The organism is Streptomyces chattanoogensis (assembly GCF_001294335.1).
GTDB lineage: Bacteria > Actinomycetota > Actinomycetes > Streptomycetales > Streptomycetaceae > Streptomyces > Streptomyces chattanoogensis.
Genome location: NZ_LGKG01000124.1, coordinates 68,188 through 84,204, shown reverse-complemented (window position 1 = coordinate 84,204; position 16,017 = coordinate 68,188). Strand labels below are relative to the sequence as shown.

Genomic DNA, 16,017 nt, shown 5'->3' with positions numbered 1-16,017 from the left:
GGGGACAGGGTCGGACGTCGGACGGGTGGCCGGGCGGCCGCTGCCCGGCGTGTGACGCTTTGCAGTCGATCATATGGGCCTACGGTGTTCCCGCTGGTTTCCTCCCGTTCCATGGCGAATCACCACCCGTACCGCTGCCGACCACGCCCGCCGTCCGTCCCGCCGCGGAGGTGTCCCCCGTGACCGCCCCGTCCCGCTCCTCTGGCCCCGCGCAGCGCCGGACCACCCGGCCGGCGGGCCGGCGGCGCCCGCCGCGCACCCGCTGGGGGCTGCGGACCAGCGCAGTGGCCGCCGGGCTGCTGCTGGCCGCGGGCGGGGTGGGGCACGCCATGGTCACGGGTGTGGAGACCCGGATCGGCCGGGTGGACCCGTTCCTGGGCATGCCGACGGACGAGCGGCCCGGCGGCGGCAGCGGCCTGAACTTCCTGGTCGTCGGCACGGACGGCCGCGACAAGCTCACCAAGGAGGAGAAGCGGACGTATCACCTGGGCGGCGCCCCCTGTCACTGCACCGACACCCTGATGCTGGTGCACCTCTCCGCGGAACGGGACCGGGCCAGCATCATCAGCCTGCCGCGTGACTCGTACGCCGAGGTCCCCGCCCACCAGGACGCCGCGACCGGCCGGCGGCACCCCAGGCACCCGGTCAAGCTGAACTCGGCGTATGCGGAGGGCGGCCCCAACCTCACCGTCCGGACCGTCGAGCACATGACGGGGGTGCATATCGACCACTATCTGGAGGTCGACTTCACCAGCTTCATGCGCAGCGTGGATGCGGTCGGCGGGGTGGAGATCTGCACCCCGCGCCCGCTCAGGGACAGCTTCACCGGACTCGATCTCCCGCCCGGCCGTTCCCTGCTCGGCGGCGGCCAGGCCCTCCAGTACGTCCGCTCCCGCCATATCGACGCCTCCGCCGACCTCGGCCGGATGCACCGCCAGCAGCGCTTCCTCGCCTCGCTGATCCACAAAATCACCTCCTCCGGTGTTCTGATGAACCCCATCCGGTTCAAGGACGTTGCAGAGACCATGCTCGAGTCCGTCCGCGCCGACTCCGGCTTCGCCGCCAACGACCTGGTCGACCTGGGCCAGGCCATGCGCGGCTTCACCCCGTCCTCGTCGGAGTTCGTCTCCGTACCCCTCACCAAGGAGAATCTGCGGCTGCCGGGCGGCGGCCAGGCCGTGCGCTGGGACCCGGTGGCCTCCCAGCAGCTCTTCCAGGCGGTCCGCGACGACCGGCCCATCGCCGAACACCCCGCCAAGGGCGCGAAGCCGCCGCATGCGACGGTCGTGGACGTACCGCCGTCGGAGGTCAGAGTGCATGTCGACAACGGCACCGCCCGGCCCGGCCTCGGTGACACGGTCGCCGACGCCCTGCACGCCACCGGCTTCGTGACCGCCGGCGTCCCCGGCAACACGGCGCGCGGTGCGGCGGCCCGTACGGTCATCGACTACGACCCGCGCTGGGACCGCTCGGCCCGCTCGCTGGCCGCCGCGCTGCCGGGGGCGCAGCTGCGGCCGGTGGCCGGGCGCGGGCCGGTGCTCCAGGTGACGGTCGGCGCGGACTTCAAGGCGGTGACGCCGGTCCGGGCGGAGCAGCCGCCGCAGACCCCCGGGAGCGTCGGGGCGATCACCGGCGACGAGGCGGTGTGCCCGTGACCGTTCCCGCCCCCCGGCGCCGTACGGGGCCGCCCCGCCCGCCCACCGGCGACCGCCCGGCCGGGTACCACTGTGTCCCCCGCGCCGGTGTCACCCTCGCCGCCCTGTGTCTGGTCGCCGCCACCGCCGGTGCGGCCCCGCGCGCCCCCGCCGCGCCGACCGGCTGCGGCGATCTGGCCAACGGCCGGCTGTGCCTGCACGGCCCGGTGGGCGCGGCCGGCCGGTACACCACGACCTACCGCCGCCGGGAGGCCGGGCCCGCTGCCCATTTCTCCGTGCGCCTGGGCTATCAGCGCAAGAACGCGAGGATCACCGCGTTCCCCGGCTGGTTCGGCACCCGCCGCCTGCGGTACGGCTCCGTCACCCTCGGCAGCCGGGTGAACATGCTGCCGGACGAATGCATCCGAGGCGTCATGGAGCGCGACATGACCGTCTTCGTCACCAAGTGGAGCTGCGCCTGATCCCGCACCTGATACCCACGCCCAGGTCCACAGCTCCTCAGGAGCACAGGAGCGCAGGAGGACACCATGTGGCAGGCAGCAGTACCGGCCCTCTCCCCCACCGCCGTGGCGCTCTTCCTCACCGCCATGGTGGCCCTGGCCCTGTCCCTCGCCGCCTGGACCGCCCGCACGCCCGTGAGCCCCGTTCCCCGCACCACCGCCGCCGCCCTCCTGGCCGGGTGGCTCCTGCTGCTCGTCCTCGTGACGCTGGTCCCCACCCAGCCGGTCGGCTCGGCCGACGCCACCTTGTGGTGGCGGCCGGGCGAGAGCCTCTTCGCTCCTGGTGCCCCGCTCCAGCCCCAGGAGCGGTCGATGCTGATCCGGCAGATGGCCGCCCTTGCCGCCCTGTACGTCCCCGGCCCGGTGCTGCTGCGCTGCGCGGCCCCCCGCTGGTCGGCCGCCGGGGCCTTCCTCCTGGGCGTCGGCCTGTGCGTGGCCGTCGAAACCGCTCAGCTGCTGATGCGGGCCGGGCGGATCGCCGATATCGACGACGTCCTGTGCGCGGCGGCCGGGACGGTGACCGGGGCGGGGCTGGCGCTGCTGGCGCGGCTGGCAGTGACCCGGGCGGCCGTGCCGGGCACCGCCGCTACCCGGCCGGCCCGTCCGCCGGGACATCCACCAGCCGCAGACGCAGCGACTTCAGACCGTGGTTGAAGTTCGACACCAGCCGCCGCGGCGGAGCGGCGACCGCCAGTGCGGGCAGCAGGCCGCGCGTCTCCTCGTACAGCACCCGCAGCTGCAGCCGGGCGAGATGCGCGCCCAGGCAGACATGCGGGCCGTCGCCGAACGAGACATGGGGATTGGGGGTACGGGCCGGGTCCAGCCGGTGCGGGTCCGCGAAGACCCGCTCGTCGTGGTTGGCCGAACCGTGGAAGACGACCACCTTGTCACCGGCGCGGATCGGGCGGCCGGCGAGTTCCGTGTCGTACGCCGCGGTCCGGCGGAAGCTGAGCACCGGCGGGTGCCACCGCAGCAGCTCCTCCGCGCAGGACGCCGTCCCCACCGCGCCGGTGCGCAGCGCGCGGTACGCCTCCGGGTGCTCGGCGAGTACCAGCAGGCCGCCGGGGGCCGCGCTGCGGACGGTGTCGTTGCCCGCGATGGTCAGCAGGAAGAAGGACATCTCCAGCTCGGGCGTGGCCAGTTCGGGGTCCGAGGCGAGCACGGTCATGACGTCGTCGGCCGGATGCCTGCGTTTGTGGGCGGCCAGCTCCCGGGCGAAGGCGAACATGTCCTGGAGCATGGCCGGGGAGCGGGGGTCGGCGGGCCGCCCGTCCGGCCCGGTTGCGGCCGGACCCGCTTCGTCCGGGTCCTGGTAGCCGATCACCCGCCGGGTCCAGTCCAGCAGCAGCCCGCGCTCGCCGGGCGGCACCCCGAGCAGATCGGCGAGATTGAGCAGCGCGTAGTCGTCCGTGACGGCGGTGACGATGTCGCAGGCGCCGTCCCCGGTGCGCGCCGTCCCGACCGCCGCCGCCAGCAGGTCACGGGCCCGTTGCCGCACGACGGCCTCGAAACGGTCGACCCGGCGCGGGGTGAAGGCCCGGCTGACGAGGCGGCGCAGGCGTCCGTGATCAGTGGGGTCCCCCCTGCTCGAACGGAGTTGAGAGCTTGGGGAAGGATCCTGATTGAGCATCATGCGCCGGATGAACGGCAGGTCGGCCGGGTCGGGGTCGCGGATCTGGGTGGCGCCCAAATGGGAGGAGAAGGTACGCGCGTCCTTCAGGACCCGTACGACGTCGGCATGCCGGGTGACCGCCCAGAAGCCGGGGCCGGCGGGCCAGCCGAGGACTTCGGGCTCCTCCTGCCAGGCCACCGGATACCGGTCGCGCAACAGCCGGTACGCGTCGTGCGGGAGGCCGTCGGTGTAGCGGCGGGGGTCGAAGACGTCCGGCACGGTCATCCGGCTTCGCCGTCGCCGTCCGCCCGCAGGAAGTCCTCCACCACCCGGATCAGCGCCAGCGGCGTCTCGTCCATCGCGTAGTGCCCGGCCCCTGGCAGCTCGACCAGCTCGGCGTTGACGTACCACTGCAGCCATGTCCGGCGCATCAGCTCGGCGCCCAGCGCGGGATCCAGCGCCCCGGCCACCGCCAGCGCCGGCACCGCGGCCCCGTCGACCTCGGCGGCGAACCCCTCCCCCGCCCAGGAGTCCAGCCACGCCCGGAACGCCTTGGGATCGCTGCACTCCAGCGACCGGCGCACCATCCGGTCCAGCCAGGCGGCCGGGCGCTGCCCGCCGGTGGTGAGGTCGATGATGATCCGCCGGTTCTCCGGGGTGCGGTCCGCGGCGGAGAACAGCTCCCACTGTTCGGGCGGCATGGGCAGCCCGTCGGCGGGGACCGGCGAGACGCCGACGATCCTGCGGAGGCGGTGCGGCGCCGCGGCCAGCACCCGCTGGGCGACGCTGCCGCCCATCGAATGGCCGATCACCGAGAACCGCTCCCAGCCCAGCCGGTCGGCGAGCGCCAGCACATCTGCCGCCGCCTCGGCCGTGGTGTACGTGCCGTCCGCGCCCTTCGCCTCGCCGTAGCCGCGCAGGTCGACCAGGGCGTACTGGAACGCGTCCCGGTCGAGGTCGGACAGGACGGGGGCGTAGGCGGACCGGTCGGCGAGCCAGCCGTGGACGGCGATGACCTTGTGCGGTCCGCTGCCGTGCAGGCCATGGGGCAGTACGAAGGAAGCCACGCTCACTCCAGGTGCGTCGGGAGACGTCGTCCGACCCACACTGACCGTGACGACTTCGCCACGCAAGGGCACCGCCCGGTGCTGCTACACCTCGTCGAGCCCCTCCGCCGCCCGCCGCTCCCGCAGTTCCATGATCGCGCGGCGTCGGGCGAGACGGTGGGTGCGGCGGATCTGCGCCTCCTGGTAGCGGCGCTTGTCGCGCTCCGTCTCGGGGAGGACCGGCGGCACCCGGCGCGGTTTGCCGTGTTCGTCCACGGCCGCGAAGACGAGGTAGGCGGAGCCGACCTGCTGGGCCGGGGTGGATTCGTTCCAGCGCTCGGCCAGGACCCGTACGCCGACCTCCATGGAGGAGCGGCCGGTCCAGTTCACCTGGGCCTTCACATGGACCAGGTCGCCGACCCGGACCGGCTCCAGGAAGGCCATCTCGTCCATCGAGGCCGTCACCGCCGGGCCGCCGGAGTGCCGGCCGGCCACCGCGCCCGCCGCATCGTCGACCAGTTTCATGATCACGCCACCGTGCACCGTCCCGAGGAGATTGGTGTCGGCCGCGGTCATGATGTGCGACAGCGTCGTACGGGAGACGGAGGTCGGCTTGCCCGCGAGCTCGCCCTCCTGGCTGTTGGTGACGAGTTCGGTCATGGGGCCAGCCTAAGCGGGGCGTTCCCGGAGCCGCCCCGGCCGCCCTGTGACCCCCGTCTCGTGACAACTCTCTCCCCGCGTGACGCTCGTCTCCCCGCCCTCGCCGGAAACTATCCGGAATGACTGCTTCCGAAAGCCCCGCCGGAATGGTCACGGCCCCTTGCGGTATGGGCGGGAAGGCCTCCGTCGCTTTGCATCAGGTCTGCAACAGCCCTGGTCCGATCATGTACCTGCCCTATGGGGCGGCCCCTTGCGGCATGCACACTGCCTTCCATGAATGAGTGGGAGTCCGGGGACCAGAACGGCTACCGGTATGGACGCGGCAGCGGCGGCGTCGATCCGGAGGGTGCGCGCGCCATGCCGCAGGTGCGGCGCGACGCGGGGTACCCCCGCAGCGAGCCCCCGCTGCCCCCGCAGATGTCCCCGCGCCGCGGCTCCGTACCGCCGCAGCAGTCGCAGGGCTACGACGACTACGACAGCGGCTACAACACCGGTCAGGTCTACGGCGGCGGCGGTGGCCGCGGCGGCGACGACGGCTATGACGACTACGGTCCGCGCGGTGCCCGGCCGCGCCCCAACTGGGGCCGCCGCATCAAGTGGACCGTGCTGACCCTGGTCGTGGTGCTGGCCGTCACCTCCGTCGCCACGTACTTCTGGGCCGACGGCAAGCTCCGCCGCAAGGTGGACCTGAGCAAGGTCATCGACCGGCCGGAGGCCGGGGACGGCACCAACTACCTGATCGTGGGCTCGGACAGCCGCGAGGGCATGACGGACGCGCAGAAGAAGAAGCTGCACACCGGCTCCGCCGAGGGCAAGCGCACCGACTCCATGATGATCCTGCACGACGGCTCCAACGGCCCGACGCTGATCTCGCTGCCCCGTGACTCGGACGTGGAGATACCCACCTTCGTCGGCTCGGACTCCGGCAAGAAGTACCCGGGCACCGGCCGCCACACCAAGCTGAACGCGGCCTACGCCGAGGACGGCCCGGAACTCCTGGTCCGCACCGTCGAGTTCAACACCAAGCTGCACATCGACCACTACGTCGAGATCGGCTTCGCCGGCTTCGCGGGCATCGTGGACGCCATCGGCGGCGTCGAGATGGACATCCCCAAGGCGTTCAAGGACAAGTGGTCGGGCGCCGACTTCCCCGCGGGCAAGCAGACCCTCAACGGCCAGCAGGCCCTCGCCTTCGTCCGCACCCGGCACGCCTTCGCGGGCAGCGACCTGGACCGTACGAAGAACCAGCAGAAGTTCCTGGGCACGCTGGCCGGTCAGGTCGCCACCCCGGGTACGGTCCTCAACCCCTTCAAGCTCTACCCGACGATGAGCGCCGGCCTGGACACCCTCATCGTCGACAAGGACATGAGCCTGTGGGACCTGGGCCAGATGTTCTTCGCGATGAAGGGCGTCATGGGCGGCGACGGCAAGTCGATGAACATGCCGATCAACGGCTCCACCGGCGGCAACCTGGTCTGGGACAAGGCCAAGGTGCAGCAGCTGGTGCAGCAGCTGAACAACGACGAGAAGGTCACGGTCAGCGGGAACTGACCCGACGCCGTCACCGTCACCAGTGAGGCCCCGCCGGAAACGGCGGGGCCTCACTCACTTCCCGAAGAACGGCCCCCGGCGGAGCGCCGGGGGCCCGTGGTGAAGCTGCGCGGAGGGTGCGTGTGCGCCTACTGCGGCAGGTTCCGCGCCATCACGATCCGCTGCACCTGGTTCGTGCCCTCGTAGATCTGCGTGATCTTGGCGTCGCGCATCATCCGCTCGACCGGGTAGTCACGGGTGTAGCCGTAGCCGCCCAGGAGCTGGACGGCGTCGGTGGTGATCTCCATGGCGGCGTCCGAGGCGTAGCACTTGGCGGCGGCGCCGAAGAAGGTGAGGTCCTCGCCCTTGCCGCCGGCCGAGATGCGCTCGGAGCGGGCGGCGGCGGCGTAGGTCAGCTGGCGGGCCGCCTCCACCTTCATGGCCATGTCGGCGAGCATGAACTGCACGCCCTGGAAGTCGCCGATCGGCTTGCCGAACTGCTTGCGCTCCTGGACGTAGCCCTTGGCGTAGTCCAGGGCGCCCTGGGCGATGCCGAGGGCCTGGGCCGCGATGGTGATGCGGGTGTGGTCCAGGGTCTTCATGGCGGTGGCGAAGCCGGTGCCCTCGGCGCCGATCATGCGGTCGGCGGGGATGCGGACGTTGTCGAGGTAGACCTCGCGGGTCGGGGAGCCCTTGATGCCGAGCTTCTTCTCCGGGGCGCCGAACGAGACGCCCTCGTCGGACTTCTCGACGACGAAGGCGGAGATGCCCTTCGAGCGCTTCTCGGGGTCGGTGACCGCCATCACCGTGTAGTACTCGGAGACGCCGGCGTTGGTGATCCAGCGCTTGACGCCGTTGAGCACCCAGTAGTCGCCGTCGCGTACGGCCTTGGTCTTCATGCCGGCGGCGTCGGAGCCGGCATCCGGCTCGGACAGGCAGTACGAGAACATCGCGTCGCCCTTGGCGAGCGGGCCCAGGTACTTCTTCTTCAGCTCCTCGGAACCGGAGAGGATCACCGGGAGCGAGCCGAGCTTGTTGACGGCCGGGATGAGGGAGGAGGAGGCACAGGCCCGTGCGACCTCCTCGATCACGATGACGGTGGCCAGCGCGTCGGCACCGGCGCCGCCGTAGGCCTCCGGTACGTGGACGGCGTGCAGGTCGTTGGCGACCAGCGCGTCCAGCGCCTCCTGCGGGAAACGCGCCTCCTCGTCCACCGCGGCGGCGAACGGCGCGATCTTCGCCTCGGCGAGCGCACGCACCGACTCGCGGAGCATGTCGTGCTCCTCCGACGGCCGGTACAGATCGAAATCAGCGGTTCCCGCCAAGGTTTCTCACTCCCCTATGAGCTGATGCTCACTGCTGCCTACTACTGCTAACTACTGTTAAGTAACCAAACTACGACTTCGGATTCTAGGCCGCTGGGCCGGTTACGGATACGTGAGGTTGCCGACAGGCGGCGGAGAGCGGGCGCACGGCCGGGGACTGCCGTACGGCGCGCGACTATGCTCGGTCAGCACCATTTTCCCCGGAAGCGTCTGGAGCAGCGTCCATGGCCCTCAAGATCACCGTGATCGGCACCGGCTACCTCGGTGCCACCCACGCCGCCGCCATGGCCGAGCTGGGTTTCGAGGTGCTGGGCCTGGACGTGGTGCCCGAGAAGATCGAGATGCTGCAGCGCGGCGAGGTCCCGATGTACGAGCCGGGGCTGGAGGAGCTGCTGCGCCGCCATGTCGCCGGGATCGAGGGCTCCAGCGGGCGGCTGCGCTTCACCACCTCGTACGAAGAGGTCGCGGCCTTCGGCGATGTGCACTTCGTGTGTGTGAACACGCCGCAGAAGCACGGCGAGTACGCCTGCGACATGTCGTACGTGGAGACCGCCTTCGACGCGCTGGCGCCGCATCTGGACCGGCCCGCGCTCGTCGTCGGCAAGTCGACGGTGCCGGTGGGCAGCGCGGCCCGGCTCGCCGAGCGGCTGGCGGCCACCGCCCCGGCCGGCAGGGCCGCCGAGCTCGCCTGGAACCCGGAGTTCCTGCGCGAGGGCTTCGCCGTACAGGACACCCTGCACCCCGACCGGATCGTGGCGGGTGTGGCGAGCGAGCGGGCCGAGGAGATGCTGCGGGAGGTGTACGCCACGCCCCTCAAGGAGGGGTCGCCGTTCGTGGTGATGGACTACCCGACCGCCGAGCTGGTGAAGACCTCCGCGAATTCGTTCCTGGCGACGAAGATCTCGTTCATCAACGCCATGGCGGAGGTGTGCGAGGCCGCCGACGGCGATGTGGTGAAGCTGGCCGAGGCCATCGGCCACGACGAGCGGATCGGCAAGAAGTTCCTGCGGGCCGGGATCGGCTTCGGGGGCGGCTGCCTGCCCAAGGACATCCGGGCGTTCATGGCGCGCGCCGGTGAGCTGGGCGCGGACCAGGCGCTGACGTTCCTGCGCGAGGTCGACTCCATCAACATGCGGCGCCGCGGCCACATGGTCGAGCTGGCCCGCGACGCGGTGGGCGGCGGCTTCCTGGGCAAGCGGGTCGCCGTACTGGGCGCGACCTTCAAGCCGGACTCGGACGACGTACGCGATTCGCCGGCGCTCAACGTCGCGGGACAGATTCACCTCCAGGGCGGGCAGGTGACGGTCTACGACCCGAAGGGGATGGAGAACGCACGACGGCTGTTCCCCACCCTGGCGTACGCGGACAGCGCTCCGGAGGCGGTGCGGGGCGCGGACGTGGTGCTGCATCTGACGGAGTGGAGCGAATTCCGGGAGCTGGATCCGGCGGCGCTGGGTGAGGTGGTCGCCGAGCGGCGGATCCTGGACGGGCGCAACGCCCTCGACCCGGAGCTGTGGCGCAAGGCCGGCTGGAGCTACCGGGCGCTGGGCCGCCCGCAGGCGTAACCCGCCGGATCCGCCTCGGCCGCCGGCCGGCCCGTACCCGCCATCATGCACATGCGACGCGAAGTGACCGGTTCCTGCGATGCGGAGGTAATGCCATGGCACTGATCGAGCTCGGCGTCACGGTGCTGGACTGTCCCGACCCGTGGGCGCTCGCCGGCTTCTATGCCGAGATGCTCGGGTGGCACGTTGAGGGCGGGGACGACGCGAGCGACGACGACTGGGTCGAGGTCGTGGGGCCGGGCGGCCGGACGCTCGCCTTCCAGCAGGTGGCCGGCGACTACCGGCGGCCGGACTGGCCCGGCCAGGACCAGCCGCAGCAGCTGCATCTCGACTTCGACGTACGCACCGCCGATATCGACGAGGCCGAGGCCAAGGTCATCAGGCTGGGCGCGACGCTGGTCCAGCCCGATGACGGCAAGCGTGACTTCCGGGTCTATCTGGATCCGGCGGGGCATCCGTTCTGCCTGTGCATGAAGTGAGCCCGGGCCCGAAGCTCGGGCCCGAAGGGTGCGGTCGGCCGGTTACGCCCGCTCTCCGTCCAGCCGCTCGATCGTCGCCGTGGACGGTGCCCGGCGGCCCCGGGCGGCGCGGGCGGCACACTCCGCGCCGCGGACTGCCCGTAGCGCATTGCCCCAGGTCAGACCGGCCAGATCGCGGAATGACCAGCCGCGGTCGATGAGTTCGGCGAGCAGCAGCGGATAGCCCGCCACATCCGGCACGGGGCTGCGGTGCGCGGTGGCCGGGTCGGTGTCGAAGCCGGCGCCGAGGCCGACGTGGTCGGGGCCTGCCACCGCGCGGATGTGGTCGAGGTGGTCGGCGATGTCCTGTACGGAGGCAGGGCCGCTGCCGCGGGTGAGGTGTTCCGGGGTGAAGGTGACCATGCAGACCCCGCCGTTGCGGGGCAGCAGCGAGAGCACCTCGTCGGGGACGTTGCGGGGGTGGGCACAGACCGCCCGGGCCGCCGTGTGGCACCAGAGCACCGGGGACCTGGTGATCTCGAGGGTGTGCCGCATGGTGTCGGCGGAGCACCAGGTCAGATCGATGAGCATGCCGAGGCGGTTCATCTCGCGGACCACCTCCTCGCCGAACACCGTCAGCCCGCCCGCCCTGGGCTCGTCGGTGGCGGAGTCGGCCCACGGGGTGCTGCGGCCGGCGGTGAGGGAGAGGGAACGCACTCCCAGCCGGTAGAAGGAGCGCAGTACGCCGAGCGAGCTGTCGATGGCGTGGCCGGCGGCGGAGCCGAGGAGGGAGGCTATCCGGCCGTGGTCGCGGGCCTCGGTCAGGTCGTCGGCGGAGAGGGCGAGATGCAGCGCCCCGGGGTAGGTGCGGATCAGCGCATGGACGAAGTCGATCTGCTCGAGCGTCGCGGTGACGGCCGCCTCGCCGGTCAGCTCGGCCGGCACCTGGAGGGACCAGAACTGGCCGCCGATACCGCCGGCCCGCAGCCGCGGGATGTCGGTGCGCACGCCCGTCTCGCCGTGGTCGAGGTCGAAGCGGTGGCCGGGGGTCGGATCGTGGCCGGTGCGCCGGCGCAGCGACCAGGGCAGGCCGTTGCAGCCGTCGACGACGGGGTGCGTGGCGAGCAGGGCGCGGGCGCGGGCCAGCGGGCCGCGGAGACCGAGCGGCAGCGGGCCTGCGGATCCGTCGCCGGGGGCGGCGCCGGATATCTCCGAGGCACCGGCGGGGTCGGTCAGCTCTGCGGGGGCGAGATCGGCCATGGCGCACTCCCCGGTCGACTACAGGTGACGCCACCGTCGCACGCGGATCCGTACGGTTCGCGGTGAGCGATGCGTACGGGTTAGGGCCGGTCCGGCGGATCAGGGGGCGGGCCCGGCCATGATCCGCCGGACCGGCCCTGACGCCGTCCCGTCGTACGGTGCCTCAGCCGTCCAGCTCCTCGAGGGTGGCGTTGGACGGGCCGCGCCGGGCCTGTTCCTCGCGTGCCACGTCCTCGGCGATGCGCAGCGTACGGACCGCGTTCTGCCAGGTGAGCTTGGCGAGGTCGGCCGTGGACCACTTGCGGTCCAGCAGCTCGGCGATCAGCTGCGGGTAGCCCGCCACATCGGCCAGGTCCGACGGGGTGAAGGCGGTGCCGTCGAAGTCGCCGCCGATGCCGAGGTGGTCGATGCCCGCGACGTCACGCATATGGTCGAGGTGGTCGGCGACGGTGGCCGCGGTGGCCACCGGGCGCGGGTGGGCGGCTTCGAAGGCCCGCTGGACGGTCATCCCGCCCTCGCTGGTGTCGAGGTGGTGCAGGCCGTGCGCGCGCATGTTCTCGTCGGCACGCTGCGTCCATTCCACCGCGGCGGGCAGCACGAACTTCGGCACGAAGGTGGCCATCGCGATGCCGCCGTTGGCGGGCAGCCGCTCCAGGACGTCGTCGGGGATGTTGCGCGGATGGTCGCAGACGGCGCGGGCGGAGGAGTGGGAGAAGATCACCGGGGCGCGGGTGACGCGGAGCGCGTCGCGCATCGTTTCCGCGGCGACATGCGAGAGATCGACGAGCATGCCGAGGCGGTTCATCTCGCGGACGACCTCCTCGCCGAACCGCGACAGCCCGCCCGCCTTCGGCTCGTCGGTCGCCGAGTCGGCCCAGTCGAGCGAGTTGTTGTGGGTCAGCGTCATATAGCGGACGCCGAGCCGGTGCAGTGCGCGCAGGGTGGCGAGGGAGTTGTTGATGGAGTGGCCGCCCTCGGCACCCATCAGAGAGGCGATACGGCGCTCCGCGCGGGCGGCCTCCATATCGCCGGAGGTGAGCGCCAGGCGCAGATCTCCGGGGTAGCGGCCGACCAACTGCCGCACCACGTCGATCTGTTCGAGGGTGGCGCTGACCGCGTGGTCGCCCGCGTATTCGGCCCGTACATAGACGGACCAGAACTGCGCGCCGACGCCGCCGGCCCGCAGCCGGGGGAGGTCGGTGTGCAGATGCGCGGACTGGTCGCCGGCGATATCGCGCCGGTCGAGGTCGTAGCGGACCTGCTCGCGCAGCGCCCAGGGCAGGTCGTTGTGGCCGTCGACGACGGGCCAGCGGGCGAGCAGCTCCTTCGCGGCGTCCAGAGAGGCACTCATGCCGACACCTCGCTGCGCTCGGCCTTGCATTCGCGCGGCGCGCACCTCTCGACTGTTCGCTCGCTGCGCTCGCTCACTTGCCGCCGCCGAAGCCGAAGCCGCTGGGGGCGGCGACCTTGTTGCGCAGCCGCTTGCCCTTCTCGGTGGCCTGGTCGTTCAGCTCCTGCTGGAACTCCCGCATACGGGAGAGGAGTTCGGGATCGTACGCGGCGAGGATCCGGGCGGCGAGCAGCCCGGCGTTACGGGCGCCGCCCACCGAGACGGTGGCGACCGGCACCCCGGCGGGCATCTGCACGATGGACAGGAGGGAGTCCATGCCGTCCAGGTACTTCAGCGGCACCGGCACGCCGATGACGGGGAGCGGGGTGACCGAGGCGAGCATCCCGGGAAGGTGCGCGGCTCCCCCGGCGCCCGCGATGATCGCCTTGAGGCCGCGCCCGGCGGCGTCCTCGCCGTAGGCGATCATTTCGCGCGGCATCCGGTGCGCCGAGACGACATCGACCTCGTAGGGGATCTCGAACTCGGCGAGCACCTGCGCGGCGGCCTCCATGACGGGCCAGTCGGAGTCGGAGCCCATGACGACGCCGACGAGGGGGGCGGAGGCATCGGAGGGGCGCGCGTCAGCGCTCGTTGAGGGGCGGTGGCCGGGCGACGGGTGGGCGGTCATTCGGTGATTGTTCCTCGCAGATAGCCGGCGGCGTGCGCGGCGCGCTCGCGCACGTCGGCCAGATCGTCGCCGTAGGTGTTGACGTGGCCGACCTTGCGGCCGGGCTTCACGTCCTTTCCGTACATATGGATCTTCAGCTGCGGGTCCCGCGCCATGCAATGCAGATACGCCGCATACATGTCGGGGTAGTCGCCGCCGAGGACATTGGCCATCACCGTCCAGGTGGCGCGAGGGCGCGGGTCACCGAGCGGGAGGTCGAGCACGGCACGGACGTGGTTGGCGAACTGCGAGGTGATCGCGCCGTCCTGGGTCCAGTGGCCGGAGTTGTGCGGGCGCATGGCGAGCTCGTTGACCAGGATGCCGGGTTTCCCGTCGGGTCCGGCCGTCTCGAAGAGCTCGACCGCGAGGTGGCCCACGACGTCCAGCTCCTTGCCGATGCGCAGCGCCAGCTCCTGGGCGTGGCCCGCGAGCTGCGGGTCGAGGCCGGGTGCCGGGGCGATCACCGTGTCGCAGACGCCGTCGACCTGTATCGACTCCACGACCGGGTAGGCGACGGCCTGGCCGTGCGGGGAGCGGACGATGTTGGCCGCCAGTTCTCGGACGAATTCGACCTTCTCCTCGGCCAGAACCGGCACTCCGGCGCGGAACGGTTCGGCGGCCTCTTCGGAGGATCGCACGACCCAGACTCCCTTGCCGTCATAGCCCCCGCGGACGGTCTTGAGGACGACGGGGAAACCTTCCCCCTCGGCCGCGAACCGCTCCACATCGGCCGGATCGGAGACGATGCGGTGCCGCGGACAGGGCACGCCGATCGCGTCCAGCTTCGCGCGCATCACCCCCTTGTCCTGGGCGTGCATCAGGGCCTCGGGGCCGGGCCTGATGGGGATGCCGTCCGCCTCCAGCGCCCGCAAGTGCTCGGTGGGGACGTGCTCATGATCGAAGGTGAGCACATCGCAGCCACGGGCGAAGGCGCGCAGCGTCTCCAGGTCGCGGTAGTCGCCGATGACGACCTCGCTGACCACCTGGGCCGCCGAGTCCTGCGGGGTGTCGCTGAGGAGCTTGAACTTGATGCCGAGGGGGATACCCGCCTCGTGGGTCATACGGGCGAGCTGACCGCCGCCGACCATGCCGACTACCGGGAACGTCACGCTCCCCAGGGTATCCGCACCGCAGCGCTGCCCCGACCCCTGCTTGGATGATCCTCTGAATACGGGCGTCCGCAGATGTCAGAGGATCGCCGGTGACGAGCGGCAAGCGAAGGAGAGACCGGATGGGGACCGGTGGCATAGCGAGGAAATCCCGGCTTCTGGTGATCGCCGTGGCGATCGCCGCGCTGCTGATCGCGGTGCATACCGTCATCAGCCGGCTGTCGGAGCCGGCGGTGTACGACGCGGACAGCACCGAGATAGCGGTCGGACCGGGCGAGCACTTCGAGATACAGGTGGCCGACGGCCGCGCCGACGGATTCCGCTGGATCATCGCCGCCCCGCGTCCGGATCCGGCCGTTCTGAGGGCGTCCGGAAGCCATGTGGACCCCGACGAGCCGCCGTCCTCCGGTGCGGGCGGCTCCCGCTACCTGGACTTCGTGGCGGTCGGCGCGGGCCGTACGGACCTGCGGCTGCTGCGCTGCCGGCGGTGTACGGACGGTGCGGGCGTCGCAGAGGGCACGCAGAGCCTCGAATTCCGCGTCACCGTGGGATGAGGAGCCGAACTCGACAGGGGACGGGCACCGGCTGATACCGGTGGTTAGCATGAGAGAGCGGACCACGGTTGACGGCCGCGATGACCACCCCACGACATCCGCTCAGGGCGTTCGCCCGCGACATCTGCCCACGACGGGAGCTGAACGATCACCATGAGTGAACGGAGCGCGCTGCGGTCGAGGCTGGAGGCGCTCACCCGGGAAGTGGTGAAGTTCGGCGCGGTCGGCGGCGCGGGCGTCGTCGTGAACTTCGCGGTGTTCAACCTCGTACGGCAGCTGACCGAGATTCCCGTCGTCCGGGCCAGCATCGTGGCGACGGTCGTGGCCACCGGCACCAACTACATCGGCTACCGCTACTTCGCCTACCGCGACCGGGACAAGCAGGGCCGCACCAAGGAGCTCACGCTCTTCCTGCTGTTCAGCGTGATCGGCCTGATCATCGAGAACGGCGTGCTCTACACCGCGACGTACGGGTTCGGCTGGGACGGCCGGCTGCAGAGCAATGTCTTCAAGTTCGTCGGCATCGGCATCGCGACGCTCTTCCGCTTCTGGTCGTACCGCACCTGGGTGTTCCGGGCGCTGCCCGCCCGGGAGGCCGTGGAGACCGCCGAGTCCTTCCTGACCGACCGCCCCGAGGGCGTGCCGGGCCCGGCGCGGGCCCGCAGCGGCTCCCGGAAGTAGCGGGC

16 protein-coding genes are annotated in these 16,017 nt (G+C 71.5%); 8 read left to right on the top strand and 8 right to left on the bottom strand.

Annotated elements, in window-relative coordinates:
• Positions 1–179: 179 nt before the first annotated feature.
• From ADL29_RS15200 to ADL29_RS15190, 3 genes are all read left to right on the top strand, one after another.
• Positions 180–1,655 carry an LCP family protein gene (locus ADL29_RS15200; RefSeq protein ID WP_053924188.1) on the top strand — a complete coding sequence of 492 codons (1,476 nt, stop codon included), beginning with the start codon at positions 180–182 and terminating at the stop codon, positions 1,653–1,655.
• Entirely contained in the window at positions 1,652–2,116 is a 465-nt protein-coding gene (locus ADL29_RS15195; RefSeq protein WP_053924215.1) for a hypothetical protein, read from the top strand. Before ADL29_RS15200 ends, ADL29_RS15195 begins: the two co-directional genes overlap by 4 nt.
• A gap of 66 nt (positions 2,117–2,182) precedes the next feature.
• On the top strand, positions 2,183–2,809 hold the full coding sequence (locus ADL29_RS15190) for a VanZ family protein (RefSeq protein ID WP_053924187.1): 627 nt from the start codon (positions 2,183–2,185) through the stop codon (positions 2,807–2,809).
• On the opposite strand, the gene ADL29_RS15185 is transcribed toward ADL29_RS15190, so the two are convergent.
• From ADL29_RS15185 to ADL29_RS15175, 3 genes are all read right to left on the bottom strand, one after another.
• Positions 2,742–4,052: a cytochrome P450 gene (locus ADL29_RS15185; protein ID WP_053924186.1), complete on the bottom strand. Its 1,311-nt coding sequence runs from the start codon at positions 4,050–4,052 to the stop codon at positions 2,742–2,744. The two genes, ADL29_RS15190 and ADL29_RS15185, sit on opposite strands and share 68 nt — an antisense overlap.
• Positions 4,049–4,834: an alpha/beta fold hydrolase gene (locus ADL29_RS15180; protein WP_053924185.1), complete on the bottom strand. Its 786-nt coding sequence runs from the start codon at positions 4,832–4,834 to the stop codon at positions 4,049–4,051. Before ADL29_RS15180 ends, ADL29_RS15185 begins: the two co-directional genes overlap by 4 nt.
• 84 nt (positions 4,835–4,918) lie before the next feature.
• On the bottom strand, positions 4,919–5,473 hold the full coding sequence (locus tag ADL29_RS15175) for an acyl-CoA thioesterase (protein ID WP_046927729.1): 555 nt from the start codon (positions 5,471–5,473) through the stop codon (positions 4,919–4,921).
• A 273-nt stretch (positions 5,474–5,746) separates the two neighbouring features.
• Between ADL29_RS15175 and ADL29_RS15170 the strand changes: the two genes are divergently transcribed.
• Positions 5,747–7,024 (top strand): LCP family protein, encoded by a 1,278-nt coding sequence (locus tag ADL29_RS15170; protein ID WP_053924184.1) that lies wholly within the window; start codon positions 5,747–5,749, stop codon positions 7,022–7,024.
• Positions 7,025–7,152: 128 nt separating this feature from the next.
• Here the strand turns inward: ADL29_RS15170 and ADL29_RS15165 are convergent, their stop codons facing one another.
• Positions 7,153–8,328, bottom strand: coding sequence for an acyl-CoA dehydrogenase family protein (locus ADL29_RS15165; protein WP_046927727.1), 1,176 nt, complete (start codon positions 8,326–8,328; stop codon positions 7,153–7,155).
• Between the two features lie 224 nt (positions 8,329–8,552).
• Between ADL29_RS15165 and ADL29_RS15160 the strand changes: the two genes are divergently transcribed.
• Entirely contained in the window at positions 8,553–9,893 is a 1,341-nt protein-coding gene (locus ADL29_RS15160; RefSeq protein WP_053924183.1) for a UDP-glucose dehydrogenase family protein, read from the top strand.
• Between the two features lie 95 nt (positions 9,894–9,988).
• Entirely contained in the window at positions 9,989–10,372 is a 384-nt protein-coding gene (locus ADL29_RS15155; RefSeq protein ID WP_053924182.1) for a VOC family protein, read from the top strand.
• 42 nt (positions 10,373–10,414) lie between these two features.
• Here ADL29_RS15155 and ADL29_RS15150 read toward each other — a convergent pair whose 3' ends face one another.
• The 4 genes from ADL29_RS15150 to ADL29_RS15135 form a co-directional block, all read right to left on the bottom strand.
• Positions 10,415–11,611 carry a dipeptidase gene (locus ADL29_RS15150; protein ID WP_078971016.1) on the bottom strand — a complete coding sequence of 399 codons (1,197 nt, stop codon included), beginning with the start codon at positions 11,609–11,611 and terminating at the stop codon, positions 10,415–10,417.
• A gap of 163 nt (positions 11,612–11,774) precedes the next feature.
• Positions 11,775–12,962, bottom strand: coding sequence for a dipeptidase (locus ADL29_RS15145; RefSeq protein ID WP_053924181.1), 1,188 nt, complete (start codon positions 12,960–12,962; stop codon positions 11,775–11,777).
• Between the two features lie 73 nt (positions 12,963–13,035).
• On the bottom strand, positions 13,036–13,629 hold the full coding sequence (gene purE, locus ADL29_RS15140) for a 5-(carboxyamino)imidazole ribonucleotide mutase (RefSeq protein WP_053924180.1): 594 nt from the start codon (positions 13,627–13,629) through the stop codon (positions 13,036–13,038).
• Positions 13,626–14,777, bottom strand: coding sequence for a 5-(carboxyamino)imidazole ribonucleotide synthase (locus ADL29_RS15135; protein WP_046927722.1), 1,152 nt, complete (start codon positions 14,775–14,777; stop codon positions 13,626–13,628). Before ADL29_RS15135 ends, purE begins: the two co-directional genes overlap by 4 nt.
• A gap of 122 nt (positions 14,778–14,899) precedes the next feature.
• On the opposite strand from ADL29_RS15135, the gene ADL29_RS15130 reads away from it, so the two are divergent.
• Both ADL29_RS15130 and ADL29_RS15125 read left to right on the top strand, forming a co-directional pair.
• Positions 14,900–15,331 carry a protease inhibitor I42 family protein gene (locus ADL29_RS15130; RefSeq protein ID WP_245689418.1) on the top strand — a complete coding sequence of 144 codons (432 nt, stop codon included), beginning with the start codon at positions 14,900–14,902 and terminating at the stop codon, positions 15,329–15,331.
• Between the two features lie 153 nt (positions 15,332–15,484).
• Complete coding sequence (locus tag ADL29_RS15125; protein ID WP_053924178.1) at positions 15,485–16,012, top strand: GtrA family protein; 528 nt, start codon at positions 15,485–15,487, stop codon at positions 16,010–16,012.
• Positions 16,013–16,017: the final 5 nt, after the last annotated feature.

Excerpts from the sequence above, each read along its gene's own strand:
- ADL29_RS15150 (WP_078971016.1), bottom strand. The coding sequence starts at position 11,611 with ATGGCCGATCTCGCCCCCGCAGAGCTGACCGACCCCGCCGGTGCCTCG.
- ADL29_RS15175 (WP_046927729.1), bottom strand. The coding sequence starts at position 5,473 with ATGACCGAACTCGTCACCAACAGCCAGGAGGGCGAGCTCGCGGGCAAG.
- purE (WP_053924180.1), bottom strand. The coding sequence starts at position 13,629 with ATGACCGCCCACCCGTCGCCCGGCCACCGCCCCTCAACGAGCGCTGAC.
- ADL29_RS15125 (WP_053924178.1), top strand. The coding sequence starts at position 15,485 with ATGAGTGAACGGAGCGCGCTGCGGTCGAGGCTGGAGGCGCTCACCCGG.
- ADL29_RS15170 (WP_053924184.1), top strand. The coding sequence starts at position 5,747 with ATGAATGAGTGGGAGTCCGGGGACCAGAACGGCTACCGGTATGGACGC.
- ADL29_RS15190 (WP_053924187.1), top strand. The coding sequence starts at position 2,183 with ATGTGGCAGGCAGCAGTACCGGCCCTCTCCCCCACCGCCGTGGCGCTC.
- ADL29_RS15130 (WP_245689418.1), top strand. The coding sequence starts at position 14,900 with ATGGGGACCGGTGGCATAGCGAGGAAATCCCGGCTTCTGGTGATCGCC.
- ADL29_RS15145 (WP_053924181.1), bottom strand. The coding sequence starts at position 12,962 with ATGAGTGCCTCTCTGGACGCCGCGAAGGAGCTGCTCGCCCGCTGGCCC.
- ADL29_RS15185 (WP_053924186.1), bottom strand. The coding sequence starts at position 4,052 with ATGACCGTGCCGGACGTCTTCGACCCCCGCCGCTACACCGACGGCCTC.
- ADL29_RS15155 (WP_053924182.1), top strand. The coding sequence starts at position 9,989 with ATGGCACTGATCGAGCTCGGCGTCACGGTGCTGGACTGTCCCGACCCG.
- ADL29_RS15160 (WP_053924183.1), top strand. The coding sequence starts at position 8,553 with ATGGCCCTCAAGATCACCGTGATCGGCACCGGCTACCTCGGTGCCACC.